The organism is Paraburkholderia sp. Ac-20340 (assembly GCF_017104965.1).
Classification (GTDB): Bacteria; Pseudomonadota; Gammaproteobacteria; order Burkholderiales; family Burkholderiaceae; genus Paraburkholderia.
Window position 1 is genome coordinate 18,144 of the sequence record NZ_JAAGPR010000055.1, and the last position, 19,467, is coordinate 37,610.

At 54.2% G+C, this 19,467-nt stretch carries 13 protein-coding genes; 1 reads left to right on the top strand and 12 read right to left on the bottom strand.

Annotated elements, in window-relative coordinates:
- Nucleotides 1-2 precede the first annotated feature (2 nt).
- From G3N59_RS35505 to G3N59_RS35545, 9 genes are all read right to left on the bottom strand, one after another.
- On the bottom strand, nt 3-704 hold the full coding sequence (locus G3N59_RS35505) for a 3-oxoacid CoA-transferase subunit A (protein WP_205987670.1): 702 nt from the start codon (nt 702-704) through the stop codon (nt 3-5).
- A gap of 719 nt (nt 705-1,423) precedes the next feature.
- Nucleotides 1,424-3,298 (bottom strand): TnsD family Tn7-like transposition protein, encoded by a 1,875-nt coding sequence (locus G3N59_RS35510; protein WP_205987671.1) that lies wholly within the window; start codon nt 3,296-3,298, stop codon nt 1,424-1,426.
- Between the two features lie 56 nt (nt 3,299-3,354).
- The gene (locus tag G3N59_RS35515; RefSeq protein WP_205987672.1) at nt 3,355-4,671 is read right to left on the bottom strand and encodes a TnsD family Tn7-like transposition protein; all 1,317 of its coding nucleotides are present in this window, start codon (nt 4,669-4,671) and stop codon (nt 3,355-3,357) included.
- A gap of 67 nt (nt 4,672-4,738) precedes the next feature.
- Nucleotides 4,739-6,106: an ATP-binding protein gene (locus G3N59_RS35520; protein ID WP_241024812.1), complete on the bottom strand. Its 1,368-nt coding sequence runs from the start codon at nt 6,104-6,106 to the stop codon at nt 4,739-4,741.
- A 188-nt stretch (nt 6,107-6,294) separates the two neighbouring features.
- On the bottom strand, nt 6,295-8,715 hold the full coding sequence (locus tag G3N59_RS35525) for a DDE-type integrase/transposase/recombinase (protein ID WP_205987673.1): 2,421 nt from the start codon (nt 8,713-8,715) through the stop codon (nt 6,295-6,297).
- Nucleotides 8,716-8,754: 39 nt separating this feature from the next.
- Nucleotides 8,755-9,576 carry a TnsA endonuclease C-terminal domain-containing protein gene (locus tag G3N59_RS35530; protein WP_205987674.1) on the bottom strand — a complete coding sequence of 274 codons (822 nt, stop codon included), beginning with the start codon at nt 9,574-9,576 and terminating at the stop codon, nt 8,755-8,757.
- Between the two features lie 361 nt (nt 9,577-9,937).
- Nucleotides 9,938-10,777 carry a hypothetical protein gene (locus G3N59_RS35535; protein ID WP_205987675.1) on the bottom strand — a complete coding sequence of 280 codons (840 nt, stop codon included), beginning with the start codon at nt 10,775-10,777 and terminating at the stop codon, nt 9,938-9,940.
- A 1,354-nt stretch (nt 10,778-12,131) separates the two neighbouring features.
- Nucleotides 12,132-13,565: a hypothetical protein gene (locus tag G3N59_RS35540; protein ID WP_241024813.1), complete on the bottom strand. Its 1,434-nt coding sequence runs from the start codon at nt 13,563-13,565 to the stop codon at nt 12,132-12,134.
- Nucleotides 13,565-14,890, bottom strand: a complete 1,326-nt coding sequence (locus G3N59_RS35545) for a DUF4365 domain-containing protein (RefSeq protein ID WP_241024814.1) — start codon at nt 14,888-14,890, stop codon at nt 13,565-13,567. Before G3N59_RS35545 ends, G3N59_RS35540 begins: the two co-directional genes overlap by 1 nt.
- Nucleotides 14,891-15,221: 331 nt before the next feature.
- Between G3N59_RS35545 and G3N59_RS35550 the strand changes: the two genes are divergently transcribed.
- On the top strand, nt 15,222-15,563 hold the full coding sequence (locus G3N59_RS35550; RefSeq protein WP_205987677.1) for a helix-turn-helix transcriptional regulator: 342 nt from the start codon (nt 15,222-15,224) through the stop codon (nt 15,561-15,563).
- A 13-nt stretch (nt 15,564-15,576) separates the two neighbouring features.
- Here the strand turns inward: G3N59_RS35550 and G3N59_RS35555 are convergent, their stop codons facing one another.
- The 3 genes from G3N59_RS35555 to G3N59_RS35565 form a co-directional block, all read right to left on the bottom strand.
- Nucleotides 15,577-17,361 carry a retron Ec67 family RNA-directed DNA polymerase/endonuclease gene (locus G3N59_RS35555; protein WP_205987678.1) on the bottom strand — a complete coding sequence of 595 codons (1,785 nt, stop codon included), beginning with the start codon at nt 17,359-17,361 and terminating at the stop codon, nt 15,577-15,579.
- Between the two features lie 262 nt (nt 17,362-17,623).
- The gene (locus tag G3N59_RS35560; RefSeq protein ID WP_205987679.1) at nt 17,624-18,070 is read right to left on the bottom strand and encodes a hypothetical protein; all 447 of its coding nucleotides are present in this window, start codon (nt 18,068-18,070) and stop codon (nt 17,624-17,626) included.
- Between the two features lie 2 nt (nt 18,071-18,072).
- Nucleotides 18,073-18,741, bottom strand: a complete 669-nt coding sequence (locus G3N59_RS35565) for a hypothetical protein (protein WP_205987680.1) — start codon at nt 18,739-18,741, stop codon at nt 18,073-18,075.
- Between the last annotated feature and the right edge of the window lie 726 nt (nt 18,742-19,467).

Sequence of the window (19,467 nt, forward strand, 5' to 3'; positions counted from 1 at the left end):
CTTCAGGCGGCCTGACCGGCTTGCTGCGCTTGATGCGCCGCCTGCGGCACTTCAACGACGCGTTGCACGAAAATGCCCGGCGTCACGATGTTTTCGGGGTCCAGAGCGCCGAGTTCGACGACTTCCGAGACCTGCGCGATCGCAACCTTCGCTGCGCTCGCCATGATCGGGCCGAAGTTGCGCGCCGTTTTACGATAGACCAGATTGCCCCAGCGATCGCCCTTGTACGCCTTGATGAGCGCGAAGTCGGCGTGCAGCGGCGCTTCGAGCACGTAATGGCGGCCGTCGATCAGGCGCGTTTCCTTGCCTTCGGCCAGCTTCGTGCCGTAGCCCGTGGGCGTGAAGAAACCGCCGATGCCTGCGCCCGCCGCGCGGATGCGCTCGGCCAGGTTGCCCTGCGGCACGAGTTCGAGCTCGACTTCGCCGGCGCGATACAGGCCGTCGAACACGTACGAGTCGGTCTGGCGCGGGAACGAGCAGATGATCTTGCGTACCCGTTTGGCCTTGAGCAGCGCGGCCAGACCCGTGTCACCGTTACCGGCGTTGTTGTTCACGATCGTCAGCTCGCGCGAGCCTTGCGCGATCAGCGCGTCGATCAGTTCCGCCGGCATCCCGGCCGTGCCGAAGCCGCCGATCATGACCGTGGCGCCGTCCTGAATGTCGGCGACGGCGGCTTGAAGCGAATCAAAAATCTTGTTGATCATGCCTGTTCCTGAAAGCGATGCGCATCGCGGAAAGTCCACGCCACCCGATCGCGAAAAGTTCTATATACGAACACTGATTCGTTTAGCGAACGTCCAGCGCATTATCGGAGTGTGAATGCGCGCTTGTCAAGGCGGGGTGAACCCGAGGCCGTTATCGCCGGAAGCGCGCTTTATCAGACGAAACGCCAATTATCGGGAGACATCAAAGTTTGCAGCAAACCTGCGCTGGAAGGCTTACAAGACCGTGTGTAGCCGGCCGGCTTTCTGGAATCAAAGTCTGCAGCCATTCGTTCGTGACGCATCCAGTGGCGCCATTCATGGACATAAAGTCTGCAGCATCCCATCAGCTAAAGCGGAGACACCTCTTAGAAAAATGGGGTGCCATAAAAAAATGCTGCGCCGCGTCAATTCCGTGGCCGTTTGCACGGAGGCGCACTTGAGGCTGCTCGAATACACGACAGCGCAACTCGCTCCACCTGGGACCTCAGCCGTCCGGGGTCGTAAAGGTGCAGGAAGCTGTAGAGCGCTAGTGAGCTGCCCCTGCGCTTGTTGGGCGAGCCGCTGGAAGCAGGTCAACCGACCATCACTATCGCCGCGCCCCACAGCAAGGCATTGGCACATATAAAAGGGGCCGTTCGAAACGCCATAATCCCATGCCGTGCAGTTGGCCCGCAGCCAACACCGACACAGCGGAGCAGCGTTGCGCACACACCCCGAGACTACTCTTCAGCAACCGCCTCTATCTCTCTCGATAGCAAACGACAAATCCTTACCCTTTGCTCTTCACTGAAGCTGGTCCGATATAAACCGGTCAGCGTGCGAACTTCCTCAAAATTCCTCAAAGGTTGCCGTTTCGACAAAGCAGTCATCCACACAATCACCCTCTCGCTATAAGCCGCACGTGATTCGGACAGTTCTGCTAGGAGCCCCGAGAATGGCGAATCACGAGCCGCCGATTCCCGTAGCCCCGCTTTTCGGGCAATCGCGGCTCGGCTAACGTGAACCGGTGGCTCGACCCGCTTGAGCAAATCACTCGCGGCGCAAATCTTCAGCTGCGTCTGCCGAAACAGCTCGCTCCTGGCGTTGCTCCTAACGTTTGTCCTCCGATGGCCGTCCTTGACACCACGACGCAACGACCCATTCTGCCGGTTAAACTCTAGTAACCACTCCCTATCGAAGCGCTCCAGCTTCGAACGCGTCGCTCGGCCCATCCGAGTCGCTGATACGATTCGATTTCTTGATGGAGCGCTCTCGACAAACTCACGCCACTCCGCACGAAGCCTCCGTAGGTCCGTTGCGGATACCGTGACGCTATCGACCTCTTGTCGCTTCCACTCCAATGCCGTTTTCGGCGACAGACCCAATTCACGTGCCGCCCCGTTGATACTTGTACCCCTCGCCATCATTGTCTGAAAATGCTGCTGATATTTCAGCCCATACCGAACAGCCTTCATCCGGGGTGACGTCACGTCCAAGCTCTCCTTCACAAAATAAGTCACCCCACATGAGCAAACAACTTTCCAGCGACCTGACTTTTTGGATTTTCCGAAAATTTTGAAACTATCGCTGTCTCTGTGCAGAGCGGCGGAGCAGACCAATTGTCCTAGTTGGCCTACGTCATCATCCCCTCGGCACACAGGCGTTACAACGGCACAGTTTTCCTTACGAACCCCTATCGCGGGAACAAATGAGCCTAGAGACTTCAAGCGGTGTTCAAAAAACGATTCCGCCGCGAGAAACATGAACGGATGCGGAAACTCACTTCCTCCCACACGACCCGTTGCACTGGTCGCCCACGAATAAATCTTCTGCTCACTCATGCTGGTTAGCTGACAATATTCAGCGCCGAAGTACGCCAACCATTCACGAACCAATGGTCCGTAAGAAATTTTCGTTTCAGTGGTGGCAAATCCCGCATCGCGTAAAAGCTCCTGATAGGCGCGCTGCGACTTTGACGGTCGATTTAGCGCTCTCTGGTCGACGCTCCTTAAAGCTACATCGGCTACGACGGCTCTCTCCGCTGGAGTCGATTGCCGTAAAACGAATTCATCGGTTGCCTGAAAAACATCCGCAACTGGGGAATCCATTTTCATCTCCGAAATTGATTTATTTGCGAATTTAAGTACCGTCAAATGTTCAGTACAAAAATAAACACCCGGCAACTGATGGTCCATCTTCCAGAATGGTTGCCTCCGTGCGTCTCTCCACTCAGCCAAGCATTGTTCGCAATATCTGAGTCTTGGAACAAGCTCACCTCTTAACCCACAAATATTCAACCTTATGCTTGTGGACGTCGGAGGTCCGAGCATCTTCTCTAGCAGCGCCCCACGAATTTTTGACGACGCCATCATGGTCGCGTACCTGAACTCCGTGTGATTGTCGATTATCTCTTGTGCTTTCAGATTCCAGTAATCACGCGTCTGCTCCGCGAGATAAGATACGGAGCATGGCAGGCGTGTTCCAGGCTTACACGGGTACCCGAAAAGTCGTTTTCTGAGGATACGGGTGGAGCTTAAGTTCATATATTCAGCATAGCGACCAAAATTACTTCCAATGCCTTCTCCGTCGCATAGAGGAAATAGTGCGATTGCCATCGTCCTCTCCAGTTAAATTGACAATCGAGTCTCTATCTTTCAAAAACACACCCGCGTCACTGACTCGATTTACGCGTCTTGTACATGTAAAGACGCCTCCTAAACTGTTCTCCCGATTCCACAATTGCCGCCAAAAACTCCCGACACTGAGGAAGTTTCTTGAGTTGCCTATGAAAGCCAGGGGAAACCTTCGATAGCACCAGAATCCGGTGGACACTGACCCTTCTCGGCGGTATCTCAAGGCGCACGTTATTTGCAGCATGCTTTAAGAACTCTAGATAGACTTCGTCGCGATGACTCCAGTCGATACTTGGTCTAGTGCGGAGGCTAGTGCCCAAATCCATCGTGACCTCTCGCATGCTGACACCGTCCCGAGCAGCCTCAGGTGAATTTCTCAAGTGACCACTATGGCTCACCCGAACGCCCTGAGAAAGGACGTTCCCGCCACCGAAGCGCGATACCGAAATGGAGTTCCACGACAAAAACTGCTGCAGAAGAATGTGCGAAATGGTCGGCGCAATGGTTGGCCCTTGACATAGCAGCGGGATAATCCAGTCTCGAGCCTCACGCCCCGGCGTATGCAAGCCAAGCCACGACAAATACGGTCGTCCAAAGTAAGAAACCATGGCGCTGGACAACTCGTCGAGTCGGCAATTCCCGTTGCCATGCATGAGGCCAATCTCATCGAGACGCGCCTTGTAGTGCTTCGACAGGTCGAAATAGGCCGATGGCTCAGCATGAATCAGTGTTTGTGCTGAGCGCTTCGCAACCTCGCTCAGCACCTGTATCCCAATACCATTGGGATTTTCGCCCTGAAGGTCGTCACCGTCTGCGAATACATCGAGGTACTCTTTTGCACCGCCGATATGTAGCGTCGATGCTCGAAGTCCTGAACAGGTTAGATAATTTCCGTGTTTTGGACATACAGCGACCCCGGGTAGCTGCTGAGTTCTGCGGAAGTAAGGGCGCCGACCCTCCACTCGGTCTTCAGCGATACATTGGCGGCAATAGCGCAGGAAGGTTTTATCGGAATACAGTCCAAAGCCCAACTCAGCGCGATTGAAGTTCTTTGTGCGCGCACCTGTCATACTGGTGAGCACATCTTCCGCCACCGAGCAGGGACTGCTAGCAACGTGATACGGCATACAGGTCAATTGGCGCGCGATTTCTTCTGCCGTCAGGTTCCAGTAGTCACGCGTCTCTTCGCTAAGCCGCTTGAGGCCACGTGGCATTGAGACCAGCGAAGACGTCTGGCACCCTAGAATTGACCGCAAGAATGCACGCCGGTCCGCAACTTGTTCCTCGGCTACATACTCGATGATGAGCGTGGAAAGAACCTCATCATCGAATGGGAGTCGCAACGCAAGTGCCATCTCCGCCTCCTATGCTTTCGCCAAAGTGGCGGTGGCAGCGCAACCGCTAGCCACCGCCCCTGTTGCTTTAGACGATTTCCTCCTGCTTGACCTGCGTGCCCTTGTTCAGCGACTCGGATGGAGCTTTACCCTGATAGAACTGCCGGGCTGCTTCGTTGCTCAGCTGTTGACTGGTCGCAGCCGGATATTCGCGCTGCACCTGACTGATGAGCGCCGACGCAATATCCTGCGGTACGCCCAGAAGCATCAGCCTCGAGACCGCGCTGATTGCAGACTCGTTCTTATCATGCTCCATCGCTGCCTCGTGGTAGCCGTAGCGCTTTGCTTGTTCCTCAATAGATTCAACGATATCGTCGAGCGTATCCCCCAAGATGTCGTCGTACTTGAACATGCGAACTTTGCTTCGGGAGCGGATAGCTGCCAGAATCGGCCTAAGCGATGCCATCTTCTCATCGAAAACGTCCTTGAAAATCGTACGCGAGAGCCTTTCCACACCGTTCGTAATAGCGGCGTACTGGGAGAGTTGAAACAACGGTATGGCTATTCCAGGCAATCCAAGGGTCAGTGTGTGAAGATAGTTGCGGTCAGCTGACGTTAGCGGTTGAGCGTCAGACAACCACTGGTACTTTTGCAACTGATTGCAGAACCTCCCCCAGTCCGTCTTGTCGGATAGGCCGTTCCATGTGATGACACCATGACTACTGATACGTCGTGCGGAGCGCAGCGTCTTACGGAAGAGGCCCGCAGCCTTCGGGGTACCGCTTACCATCACCGGCACCTGAACAACGTTTGTGAGATTCACGAAGAAGTCGAATAGCGGGTCGCTCTTTGTCACGGCATGCAGCGCATTCTGCATTTCATCGAGGACGATGAGACCCAAGTGATGTCGCCTCGCGACACGATGCAGCTTGTTTGCATGGTCCGCTAAGGTAGCGCGGCTGCCAACCTCTTTGACATACTTGGTTCCGAGTACGTCATCGACGGTTTCCAAGATAACCTTGAGCGTGTCTTTCAAGCTCGCACCTCTTGGCACATCAACCTTAAGCCATACAAGCTGATTGAACCCAAACTTGGTATGGTGAATGACTTTTGGAAAGAGCCTTAAAGCAGATTCGAGGGTCGTCGATTTGCCTGCTCCCGACAGGCCAAAAACCCCTGAACAGTAAGCGTGCGTTCTACGATGCGGATAAATCGGCACAAGCTTGCCGTCATGTGACATTTTGTACCTGTCGCGAATTTCGTTCGTCCAATCATCATTCAAGTTGTGGTCAACGTAGTGCTGCCTGATTATGAGCTGCGCACTGTTCGCAACGTCCAGTTGCGCTGGCAAAGGGACGACGAGTCGAGAGAGACGTCCGATTGCGTGCAGCCGGTACTCTGGAGATTTCAGGCATTCAGAATCCGAGAATGCAATCGGAGCGCTGAGCGCGTTCATGAGGGACTGAGAATCCCATAGCGGCCCAAGGGCGGAAATGAGGGGATTGCTAGCGTATTCTGGCGGCAAATCACCCTCGTAATACTGCGCCTCCACCGCTTAGATGCATTGACTGACCGGCTCAGACTAGCGCGACGCTTAGTGCGCTTAGTCACGTAGAGTTTCAATTTTCGCCGTCATCACAGCTCCTATTCGTCGAGAAATTCGAGCAACTTCCGGGCGCGCTCTTCGCGCAGGTCTCTGCTGGTCAGATTCGCTTTACCCTCCTCGGCCTCACGGCCTGTAGTGACAGACTCCTCGCAAATATCCCCTTCTTCGTCATACTTAATGGGCTGCTCCTCAGAAGACTCGGTCAACACAAATCCCGAAAATTTCTTCATCAATTTCTTTAGCCCCCCACCCTTCGTCTTGCGAGTCTTCTTGGCGACAGGTTCATCCGGACCGCGCTCGATTGCCCGCTCCGTCTCGCGCGAATCATCCATGCCGCTGATGTCGGGTCGCTTTATGCCCTCAGCTTCCAGTGCTGCTGCTGTCTTCGTAACGGCGTCCCTGCCAATCTTCGAGATGTTGTGACTGGTCTTCGCGCGGTCGGCCTCGCCATCTTCATCCGCCATCCCGCAGTTAGTCGCATCGAGGTCCTTGTAGAGCAGATACTCCTGATACGAGACCCCGGCGAATTTTTCGGACTCACGATTCGAGAGCGGACACCGAATCGGCTCCCCCAACCCGAGCAGTTCAATGGAGCCAACGTCTGTCGAATCAAACTGGATATCAACAGAGGTTTCAGCAGTCTTGGCTCGCGCCATCGACTGGCGCTCTACTAGCGAGAGCGTGGGACAGCTGTATCGCATGGCGTTGTGCACGATGCCTTCTTTGTCGATGGGAACCGTCAGCCGTGGCATCATCTTTGCCCGAAATTCAGCGACATCGACATGTCGCCCGCAGCCATTGACCTCAGTCCCGTACCGCCACAGATTCAATGGCGTCGGCGCCAGCTCGCGGTCCACCATCTCCGGTGGAGTCGGGTAACCTCGAATCACACGCTTGTTGGCACTGAGAATCGCGTAGGTGATAACTCGGCGCATCTCCTTTATGTCGAGTGCTGCGTGATATGCCGGATGCTCGACGCCGCGCTCGAACGATGATTTCTCGACGATTCCCGGCAGGAGCGAGTTCCAGATTCGTGGCAGCATGCCGAATCTGCGCTCCATTACGCTTCTGAGGTCAGGGCGATACGCCGGCGCATTCGACACTTCAACGTGATAGAAATTGATTAGCGGGTGCGCCTTATGCACACTGCTCACCTCACCCTGGTCGGCATATAGCACCTCACATAGGCGACTTGCAGGCCACTGCTCCTCAGTGATGTCAATGCCCAGCGACTTGCAGAACGGAACCTTGGGGCTCACAGCATGCGCGAGCGCCATCATGGCGCCGTTCCAGCACGCCGGGTCGAACGTGAGATAAAAACCCACATAGAGACCGGAATAGTCATCGACCACCAAATACAAAACGGCTCTTCCGATTACCCGCGTCCGCAGTACCTGACCGACCAGATAAATGTCGATGACGGTGGCATCAATGTGAAAACGCTCGCCGGGTCCTCGGGACGTGCGAAGTCGCCCCGTAAGCGGTCGCTCATGCAGCATGTACTGCCTGAGGCCAACTTTGTGTATGCGGCGCTCTTCGTATGTAGACTCCTGCTGAACGTGGTATTGCAGTTGCCGCCTCGTCAGCACAATCGTGCGGTCGAGCGTAAGGTCGACAAGCTCGCCGCTTTCGTTGTATACAGCGCGGTCAGTCAGGAACGTTTTTCGGAGCCAGTCCAGCGCGACATCCAGCGACTTCTGCGACCGCTTCCCCTTGCTGTAAGCAAAGCTGAGGTAATAATCGGCCGCCAGCGAAAGCAGGCGCCGTATTTCTTGATTCTTAGCCGAGGCACTCAGTTTCCTCCGCGACGCGCACTTGCCCGGTCGACGCTTCCAATTCCTCACCTTCCCTCTGCCGCCACAGCGGTCGTAATCGTCCGACGCAGCCGCCGGTGTCATCCCTTGCTGACAGTAGCGTCTAAAAGTACGATACACGGAGGCCTCAGATATCCCTGAGATTTGGCTGTACCGCTTGATGCGTTTGTGCCTCGTTTCTCTATGAAGTAGTTCTTCGAACTCGTCTCCGATGTTTAAAGCTTGAGGTGGTTTGCCGTCGGCCCCACGTGGTAAGTCGAAGGTGAGCAGGCCTTCGATGGTTTTCCAGCCCTTTGACTGCTTCGGGTCGAGTACACAGTTCTTATACTTTTCCGACCGCCTAGAGAGCACATACGGCAGTGACTCGCGGCGCGCGGTCACGTTATTTGGAAGTTTCTCGAGCTTTTTCAGCGCAAGTTCCGGCTCGCAGTTGTCGGACAGACGCAGTAGCAGCTCATCCGTTTTGAGCTTGAACGGCTGGGCTCGACGGTGCGCAGCCGATGCTGCCTTATGTTCGATGTCGATGAGATGCGTCCAGCGGTGACCTCTCCCTGTTTTCAATACAATGTAGATTCGCTCGCCGTTGCGTTCTGCGAGCACGTCGCACACTGAAACTTCGGTTGGACAGGTTGATTTCACGAGCATAGCAACCTCCGTGAAGCGGCTTGAGACACAAGTGTTGATTCACTTCCTGCGCGCAGGCATCCAAACATCTGCCACGAGCACTTCGAGCGGGTCAGCCACGTTGAGGTCGAAGGCAATCCTCTTGGCGGCTGCGAGTTGTCGAAAGGCGCGCACGCCGGAGCCGAGTGGTAGCCCAGCGCATCTCTCCGCGTACCTGCAAGCATCCACGACTCGCATCTCTTTGCGTCTACGAATGACCCCGAGAAGCTCACGCTGGGCCTTTAGCTCGACGTCGGAAAGGTCTCGCCCCAATGAATCGCTTTCAGCTCGAAAAAGCCACGCGAGATTTTTTGAACGGTTTGCGTGCATGCCGTTGGAACGCACCGAAACAAAGTTCGCTCCGTCGTTCTCCCACGCCCTCTTTTCAATCAGCTGCTTCTTTTTGAGCTCCTCGTCGGTGGAGCCAGTCGACTTGACGGAGCGAGCTTCTCGTCCATGAGAGCCATTCCCCTTTGAGACGACGTACACCAGGTCTGTCGAAAGGACCGCTGGCTCTGCGCTGCTGAACAACATCGGGTGTTCCGCGTTAACTTGAACAGCTGCCCGAGTGGTCTTTTCCGTATTGAGCGGAACCTGGTCATAGATAAGCCGCACATCATCCCGGTACCAGCCCTCGAGAAGCTCCGCATGTTCAGCCTCGGACATCAGATGCACCTCGCCGAGTGCTGCCTTCGAGCAAAACAGGCGAGTCTTGACACCGGTTCCTGGCATATCCCCAGTGCTAAGCCAGCGGTAGTGAACCCCCTCCTTCTGGGCCTGCTGAAGCTCCTTGAGCTTGCGGGTATGGGTCGCTCTCTTCATCGTTAGCGTTCTTGATGTCATCGCTCACCTCCACGTGTTCGTCATCAGAAACTTCGATTCCCCATGGGTGTCCTTTTGGGACTTTGCAATCAACCGGACACTCCTATTTCGGTATCGGCCTTGATATCATTTCGGATTACTAACTTCATATATTGAAATCACCGGGCGATATCCGTTCTAAGCTGCCATCACACAGGCAGTGCGTGCGCGCTCTGCCGCCGAATACTGCGGATGGCTGACGGACAAACTGCGTCGTCCGACGGCGTACCGCCCACTCAGTTGAGAGAACTGACCGCGAACGAGGCGGAGGCAAGGGCCTGCTGACCTACTAGCGAGCCGGTGCCGCCACCCTTTCACGTTTCACTACGTTAGGTACAGGCGTTTACAAGCACTTCCATTCGCGCAGAAGGCGATGAACTGCGAACTCGTTGCAATACGCATTCGCGTATTTGGCGCGCAACAGTGCTGCAACGGCATCTGGCACCGACTCGTCGCTCTCTCCGGCGTCGCTCTCCGCCTCAGCAGGCTCATCGTCAAATTCTTGAACGGTCGGTTCGACGAGAGAGCAGTCGTAGGCTGCCTCCGATGCGACATTGACGGGGCTCGGGGCCCCTGCCTTGCTCAGCCGGCGAAGGCTGTCGCAGAACCCCCAGGCGTCCAATCGAGGCGGAGCAAAGCGCGACCACTTTTCGCTCCGACCATCCACCGTGTAGGACGAGAAGAGGACGACGCAACCGAGGGTCCGCAGATAGAATCTGAGCGACCGTGTATCGCTGTACCGCCCGTCGACCGCGCAGACGACAAGAACGTCCCTGCTCGCGAGTTGATGAAGCAGCGCAGCGATACGGACGGGCCGCCCCAGCCATCGGTCACGACCGTCGATGCCGAGGACAATCCGTGCCTCCTCCCGGTCTACCGTAGCAAGCGTTTCGAGCAGTTGTGAGAGCTGCAGCACCGTGCTGCCTCCCTCGCACCGGAGCATTACCGCCGGTCGGTGATTGGCCTCAGCGAGCCGCTTGACATGTGCCTGGAGAATGCTGTGCCGCACCCGGCCTTCAGGTGCGTCCAGCAACCGGACGATTTTCTGTTCATCTTCACCGCACTCCACAGCCGGCCAGACCGGCGGGGAACGCCGGGGCCGCTCTTCAATATCAAGCGCTTCCACGTACGTCGAAGGTTGCCGATGCGGGGTCGAAGTCAAAATCTGTACTGACGAGTTCATGCCTGCCTCCTGAAGGGCCACTTGACAAACTGTGCGGGCTGGCAGAGCATGTGGTTGTTGGCTTCCTGCTCTGTCGCACGACCGAGATAGGGACAAAATGGGCGTCCAGCTGCAACTGGACGCCCATTTTCTATGTGTCGATTATTTTCTAGACCGATAGGCGCTCCTTCGTAGGTGGGCTGCGCTTTCGTTTCCTTGGATTCGCTCGGAACCAAGGGCTAGTTCACCCTAATTGACCATAAACCGACGCGAGTTGGCAATATGGCCCCAGAAAAAACTTTTCTGTCATGGCCGCCAATTAGAAAAATTCGACTTCGCGTCCGACGTGTTCTATGCAGTTACAGGGGCCTTTAAAGCTATTCAGCCCTATTTTGCGAATCACCTAAAATTTCGCGTTTCCCGACCGCGAACCGCATTCCTCATCCCGCCTATTTCCGTTCTTCCACCGGCAATTTTTTAGCTGTCTGTCTTCGGCGACATCCCGTCGAGATTCGCCCACGCTGCACTGCCTTCCTCTATTTTTCCGCTGGTTTACGAAATGCGCGTACGTCGCAAATGTCTTGCCCTGCTCCACCTAGCAAGGTGACTCCTTCAAGTCGGCAGGAGGAGTAAAAATTTAGCTAGATGTCTTCTAAAATATTGCGCCGGTCGAAAACTTCTCGGAAGGCAGTGAGGGTATCCTCTCCAAATCCTCAGGTTGAGAGCACTTTCTCCTCCGTCGCCGCTAGCACTATTTCTCGTTTATTAAATGTGTTTTCATTCGGACTCCTTCTCAAATGTGGCGCAAAAAAAACATGGGTCGCCTCGAGAGACTATTGACATCGCATCAATTTGAGCGTAAGGACGCGAAATCATGCGACACAATAGACATGTTTGCTATCCACTACACCAACTGGTGCGGAGCTGAGATGTCCGAGCCGAGGGGTCGTTTTCGCGAATATTTTAGATTTTAGTTTTTACCCTTGAGATTTTCCCAGCCTCCGCGCTGGCGAGACTGACCATGACAGAGCCGCGGGGGATACGCGGACATCGAGTTGCCTGCGCGTACATGCCATCTGTGCAAAGCGGCCAAGGTACCTCCCGCATCGCCAAGAGATGCTACTAACGTCACAGCGCTGTTCAACGTTGGCGAATCTGCGGTGCCAGCCCGTTCACTGCCAGCTGCGCTCAATTGTGAGGTACGTCGTGCATGCACCGCGAATGCGGCTCGGCGAGCGCTTATTTCAGACTTTCGAATCGATTCATTTTCAGAGAACAGGGGCGAAGGCCATCTTCCAATAGTTCTCGTTTCTCGTAAGGGCAGTTTCTTGACTTGGCGCCGTTACCCTTCCGGACTATCAGCCGTGCAGCGTGGTCACATGTAGAAGCTATATTTTGGTTGCACTACCGAGTTCTCCCCGACGTACTTGAGCACTTTCCCCACCTGATGTGCAACGCGCATCGTTATCGGTTCGCCGCCATCGAACTGCGTATTGTTCCAGTTCAGCTTGGTCAGTGCGAGCAACTCTTCAGCAAGTCGGCGTGGACTCTCTGCGGATTGCGCAATCATGAACTTCAACGGGCGGGGTATGTACATACCTGGGTAGGTAGCGTAGTACGGCACACTGCCTCGCGTATACAGCAGATGGATTTTCTCGTCGATACTAAGCATCGTCCCGCGCAACGGCGGGTATACGCCGGGCCGATAGAGCCGCGTCATCGCTTTGCCAACGACGAGGAAATCCGCGGCTTCCAAATCCTGTGCTTCTACAGCTTCATTGAAGCCATCAAGCTCGGCTGGACTGTATGTCGAACTCTTATGCATCACTACCCGCGCGGGTGCGTGCTTATGCTCACGGCGATATTCTTTCAATGCCGATGAAAGCAAGGCCTCAGCATCGATAGCGGATAGATGTGGTTGTCGGTCTTCTTTTGCAAGCTCAACAGGCTTACCTCGGACAATCACGCCTTCGCCTCTCTCGTCATACACTTGAGCCATACTTGTCATCAGCTTCGATTGGTCCATCGAGCGATAGAAGCTGATACCGACAAAGCAGGTCTGCAGGTCAGTGGCATTTCGAACGATGCGCCATGGACGGTAGTTGGCCTTGTAGTAAAGCGCCGTGTGGAAGTTCCAAGCGCGCGTCGCCTCATCCTGCAACGCCCCTGTACCGGTGCTCGTCTTCTTTGACGAGCCATCGTACGTTTGAGGCAAAACAAGCTGAATGGGCTGCCCCATCTTCATGGCTTTCGCCTTCAGGAGATGCCGCAAGTCCATCGTCGTTTCGAATTCGTGCTGTTCCTTCTCAAATTCCGAAACCAGCTCGCTTTCGTCGTCATCGTCCTTTGCGACCAGCTCGGAGGGCACTGCGACAACCACGACGTCCGGCCTCCCCTTTTCCACGATTGCCTGTACCTCCGCAGCAAGCAGGTCGCTTCCTTCTACAGCCGTCATCATTGGCGACAATTTCGATAACTTCGCAATGTCCCGCGGCGACAAAGTGCGCATGAGGCTCTGGTCAATTTCGAACTCTGTCTTGAATGGAGAGTCAGCCCCAAAGCCGGGAAATGCAGGAAATAAATTCGGTTGCCGACTCTTTTTCGCTGCCACTCCAGACCGAGCCCTGCTCAGCCATGCAACGATTCCATCGATAGTCGCTTGCGTGCCGACAAACCCCAGCCTGATGCGTCGAGGAGACGATTCGGATGAATCTAGTGGGCCGAAAAGGCTAAGGCCTTGACGAATGTCGAGATGACGATTGTTGCCGCCAAACTCGAGCAGAGGTTCTTCGAGATAGTCGATTTTCATCACAGCAACATGTATTGTTCTTCGGAAGTTTTCGCTTGTGTCTGCTTGTCTCGCACAATATCCGGCGCCGTCCATGCACCATCATCGATTCCAACGAGCATCGAGAACTCTCGCGGCTCCCCAAATCCAAGATAGGGATATGGCTGAGCGAACAAGCTTTCCTTCGTACGCAGCAGGTCAGCCCACATCAAAAGCTGCCCACGTACGGCTTGGTTATTCTCAAACTCCTTGAGCCTTTTTAGCCAGTCGCCATGTAACCTGCTCTGCTCGAAACCATCCTTGGTGAAGAAGTAGGTCGGCGTCACTTCCAGATACCAGGCACCTTCCAGAAAAAGGAACTGTGCTTTCATGGCAGAGTGCCGGTAGCCCATGACGTGCCCTTCCGTCTTGTTTATCAACCTCTTAAAGACCTCACGTGTCGCCCCATTCTTGGCACTCCGATAGGTGTACTCATATGCTTCCCGATTCGCGGATGGCGGAAAGCAATAGCATGAGGTTTCCTTGTCGTAACGGATACTCTCAGGCAACGTCCTCAAAAGCTCCCGAAGGCAACCATTCAGTAGCCGAACGAAGTCCCGTCGCTTGTCCAAATCGTTCGATTGCGCCCATTCTCGGCAAGCGAAATCCTCGACTGTGCCTCTGTCGCAAATCGACTCATAAGCTTGGTCGGACAGGTCGCGGACAGCTAATATGCGCTCATTCTTGAGTACGAACTCCAGCGAGAGCCGATTTTCGCGCAATAGGGCAACGACATCTGCGGGCTTTCGGTGTTGTGTGGAAGCAAGATAGAGACGGTCAGGCAGGACCGTAACAGGGATGAGGTTACTCAAGAGTGCTTCGACTCTAGGCTCAGGGGCAAGCACTGCGCCCACTGTGCCAGCTTGCCCAAGACTCATAAGGCGACCGCGAGCGTTTTCATCTAGCCGGTCTTGTTCTTTGACGAAATGAAAAGCTTTCTTGCCGGCAGCCGCGGCAACCTGCTCCCGTACCGGTAGCCAGTAGACATCGTTAGTCCGTGGGCGAGATACGATGAGAATCACTGGCACGTTGTGGGAAAGCCAATACTCAACGTCGCGTGGGTCCGGCCAGTAATCGAAGCCTTCGTCTGTCTCGTTGCGTAAGGCAGACAGTGCCTTACTCTGCGCTTTTATGATGACGCCGGACATGTGTCCCGTGGTCGGGTCACGAATCTCAATTTCGCCGTCGACGCCCGAATCGAGCACAGCGGTCGGACGCCAAACGAATCCCATCCGACTAACCACAACATCGATTAATCCGGTCCCCTGCGCTCCCAACAACTGCGCATCAGTAATCGTCTTATTCAATATTGACCGTCCCTAGAAATCGTGCGTACCAGCGTGTTGAGCAATTGGTCCATCGAAGTTGGCCGTCCAGCACACACGGTCAGTTCTGCAACCTGAAGCAGGTGTAGCACTGGGGCGGAACCGAACGCTGACACGCTCGAACCGCCCCCGACGGCACCGATTCGCCATGTCCACTGCCCTCGTCGACGGTGCATTGTCACTTTACCGAATCAGACGACCAACCTACCGAGCCGGTTTCCCGATGAACTCAATATACTTCGATTTCCAGCGAAACGTTGTGGATAACTTTAATTTATGCCATATTTGGCATACTTAGAAAAGGGTCGCCAGTATGGCTACAGAAAACGATTTCGACCAACTCCAGACGCTGGATGATGTACAGCTCTGTGGATATCTCGCAGACCGGATACGCAGCGAGCGTAAGAAACGGGGGCTGTCACAGGCGAAATTTGCCACTTTGGCTGGCGTCTCGTTACGAACCTACATTCGCTTTGAACAGCATGGGAGCGGTACGCTCGAGACCTTTGTGCGCGCCTTCAAGGCTTTGGGGAACGTGCGAAACCTTTATTTACTCTTTCCGCAAGCGCTGCCTGAGAATAGAGGCCTCTCTTTACAAATAGAACGGCTTGCAGCATTTCGAAGAGCTGAAGAGGAAAGGAGCAATTCGCAATAGGATAAGCCTTGAACTACGGCTTGGCAGCGTGCTCTTTTAGAACTGCATCCAGACGTGCAAGAATCGGTTCAAAGCCAGCAAAATTGATGGTGTTCTGCTTTTTCTTCACGACATACTCAGCGAAATGATGCTTGCCGTATTGCGTTGCGGGGTCAAACTGGTCCTTCCCGCTAAACACCTTTGTACCAAGTCTCTCGGTCAATACTACCGGGTCGAAAAAGTTCTCAATTGTCGTGTCCTTCTTGCCTAGTTGAGGAACGGCCACCACGTAGAAATTGTCCGCTATATGATAGAAGGACGCGCTGCCATCTATCGCTGTTTTGCTACCCGTAGCGGTCTTGACAGTGGAGAAGATTTTCTTGGTCCCGTCGTCATTGTCAACCAACAGAATTACCGGCTGTCGCTGTCCCTTGGCGTAGAAGCCCTTGAACTCGGTGCCGTATTTTGCGATGAGGTCTTGAAAGTCACCGGTCCCTCCGCCAAGCCGTAGAATGCGGTCCGCGACTTTTGTAAAGTTGAAAAACGAAACATGAATGTCCACTCCACTCTTAGTCCTTGTGGCAAGTTGGGGATGCGCGTCCACAAGCTGTCGCAAAGCACATTGGATGTAGACCTTATCTGTTTTGCCTTCGCAGATAATTAGCGGCTTTTCCGGATTGAAAAACTGCGTGTGTAGCAGGAACCGGCGGAAAGTGCGAGCAGCGCTATCCATGTCCTTGATTTCAACCCGAGGTACCCGGTAATCCCGCTTCGTCTTCTTCGCTGACGCGTGCTTCTGTTGCTCAAATAGCCGCACGCTATCGATATAGCTAAGAATTCCGCGAAGTTGGCCCACCGTACCATCCACCAACTCGTTCGTCCATGCGCCCTTCTCGTCTCGATACTGCTTTTCGGAGTAAAAAACTCCTTTTGTCACGTATGAGTCGACCATTGCACGGGCATTTTTCACGTACTCGCGGCGGACATTGAGTGTCCGGTTGACAATGACCCCAGTGACATCCTGGCGGAAGCGAGCAAACTGCATCCTCGTCTTTTCAGGATTTATCTCAAATCGAGATTCTTTGATTATTTTGAGTAGAATCTTACCCGCGACCCATTCGTTAGTATCTCCGACGCGTCGCGCAATCTCCGATGGGAAAACGGGGCGATTTGTAGAAAACGTAAGGTCGTCTGCATATCGGGAATAGTGACAGTCGTTTCTCGCAGCGAGGCGGCCCAATCGAATGTCCAAGATATGTGCAATAAGGTTCGCGATTGCGGGCGAACATGGGCTTCCTTGTGGCAACACCTTCTGATGGCATGCTATCTGTGCCAGCATTCGCGCCACGGTCGGATTCAGCTGGAAATGTTTATTCTTCTTGAGATATCCGACAACGCGGCCGAAGTCAACGGTACCAAAGAAGTTGTGAAGGTCGACATTAAATACGTAGCGGCGATTCCGATGTGGTGCAGCGTTGGTCAGGATTGAGTGCTTCTTCCGAAATCCATGAGAAAGCGTATTTCTCACACCACGCTCGGCATCGATTTCTTCGACGCATGCATCCAAGAGTGTTGCCACGCGCCGTTGCAGCAGCTTCAGCTTTTCGATGGGTGCACTAATAGTGCGTACCCCACCCCGCCGTTTCGGAATCTGGAAATCAGTATATTTGTACTTGTCGTCTATTCCATAGACCACATAAGCCAGACCCTTAGGCTCATAACCCAAGAGACGCGCGAGCGAGTGAAGCGAACTGATTGACCTCAAGCGCGCGATGTGAGTTGGCGTTTTCATCGTCAAAGGGAGAATGTCTGCGGACACTCTATGGCAAGGCTCATCTCATGGCGGATGCTACGATATGCGAGGGCAACGTCGCCTAACGATACGTCCATTTATCGCGAAACACGATAACAAATCTGTCCGCAGACGAAGCCAATCGTATCACCACTTATATCAAGATGCGAATTTTTTCTATGAACATGATTCGCGTTGGATATATCTTGGTCGTTGGAAAGCTCTCCAGCAATTCGATAGGATGCCTTTAACTGGAGGAAGTCTTCTGGCATCCTCTCCCCCTCGGTTGTCAAGTAACGTGCAGTGACTTCGTCGACCACTGCGGGATTTCCTTACGAGCCCAGTCGGCGATTTTTTCTTGCCACGCATTTACCGCCTTAATCTCGTCTAAGATGAAGACAGACTTCGGAATATTGAAGTTTCTGCGCACGATTCCATTCGTGACCAACAGGAATCCGAGAGACCGCTCCGTGTTGGCATTGCGCAGCGACTCAAAGCGGGCGATTTGTGTCAGCACAGTCGAATCAGCCAAAGTGGGCGACGATGTGTACTTGAACTCAAATATGTAAATACGACCATCGGATAGGTCTGGCTCAAAGATGAAGTCAAGTTCCCAGATGGCACCAATACCACCGAGCCGCTCATTGCGGCTGGTAACCGCATTTCGTCCCAACGTCCTGTCAGCGGCGTTAAGAAGGACTTTCTCAAACTGAACTGGATTAGAGAAGAATTCCATGATTATGCGCCAGATTGGGCGACACCCCAAGAATAGGCCGATGTCGCAAACTTATGTTGAATCCAAAGGATGACGAATGTTGCCGCAGCGATGGTGATTGCACCGCCGACATAGAACGAGAGCGTCTTCCACGCCCCAGGCTGCAACTGGGCCGCCTTAGTCATTGCCAGACCTACCGGAACCGCGACACCCACTGCAGTGGACCTTGCAGTCGTACGAACGTAGTCTTTGAAGGAGACACGCCGCGTTATTTCAATGCCCGTCTCGAGGCCAGCAAGCCGAGCCTCGCCGGTCAGGTTAGGTTTCTGACGATAGAACCGCCACCATTGTTTTGCGTTGCTAGGTAGATGTGGAAGCCAAGTGCTCGTGTCAGCCAATAGCTTAAGGTGCGTGCGCTTCATACCAGGCATGTCAACGAATCCGAAGTGCACGTGTACATCCCATTCGCTTCCCCAGGTAGCGGTGACCCAGCGCGTAGTTCCGAGATACCAAACGTCGGGCTTGGTAAGCGGTTGGCCAGCCGCCATCAGATTGTTCGATTGCGCGAAGGCTCCCCAGTCGCTTAGCCTGGGCTCCTGTGCATTTCCCCCGCCAACCATCTTCCTTAGATATGCCTGTAGGCGCTCCCTATCCATCTCCCACTTGATATCACCGGTGATAGTGATGAGCAAGTGCGGCGCAATTGACAAGAGGGCCTCCCCTGGATTCAGGCCTCCCCCGCCTACCGGGGACTTAAGACTCGTCCGCCCGATATTGCCTGGCCTAGCCGTCGCCGCGCTAGCCGCTGCACTGGCGCTTGGTCCGATATTCATGACGTTTTTATCCTTATTGCGTCTAATAGTCCGGCTCTTAGGTTTGTAGATAAGGGCGCAATCCCCTCGTAGATTACTTACGGCAATCTCGCCGAATACTTGAGTCACGGCACACTGCAAATCGCACCCATTTGGCATCAAACACGAAGCGAACGTAAGATTTCCAGACTCGCAGGCTTCGAAGCGTTTAGAAATTGCTTAGTAGGCGTTCATTGCAGTCGACATCGTGCGTGGCTTAGTTGAGCGCTGCGATGTCCTTGTGCCGTGTCAGAACCACGATTTTCGGAGTGCTCGCGTTCGCTCGACGCTTCTGCTCGGCTCGCAGTAGACTGTAGTTTCGCATTCCTTGGCACTCCAAACTGGGCGCGCAGTTTACAGCAATGCGAGCCTCTTCAACTCTCGTCCTACTAGCGGCGATAGCTTCTTAAGCTTGGCGCTCGACAATGACTTCAACTGCTTTTAATAAAAGCTTCCCGTCTCCCCACATCCTCATATTGAGAATGCGAAGGAGCGGCATTCTAGTCATGTGAGCTCTATCTGGCAAGCGGTTTTTGAGCCGCCTGAAACTGGCAGGAAGGAAACTGT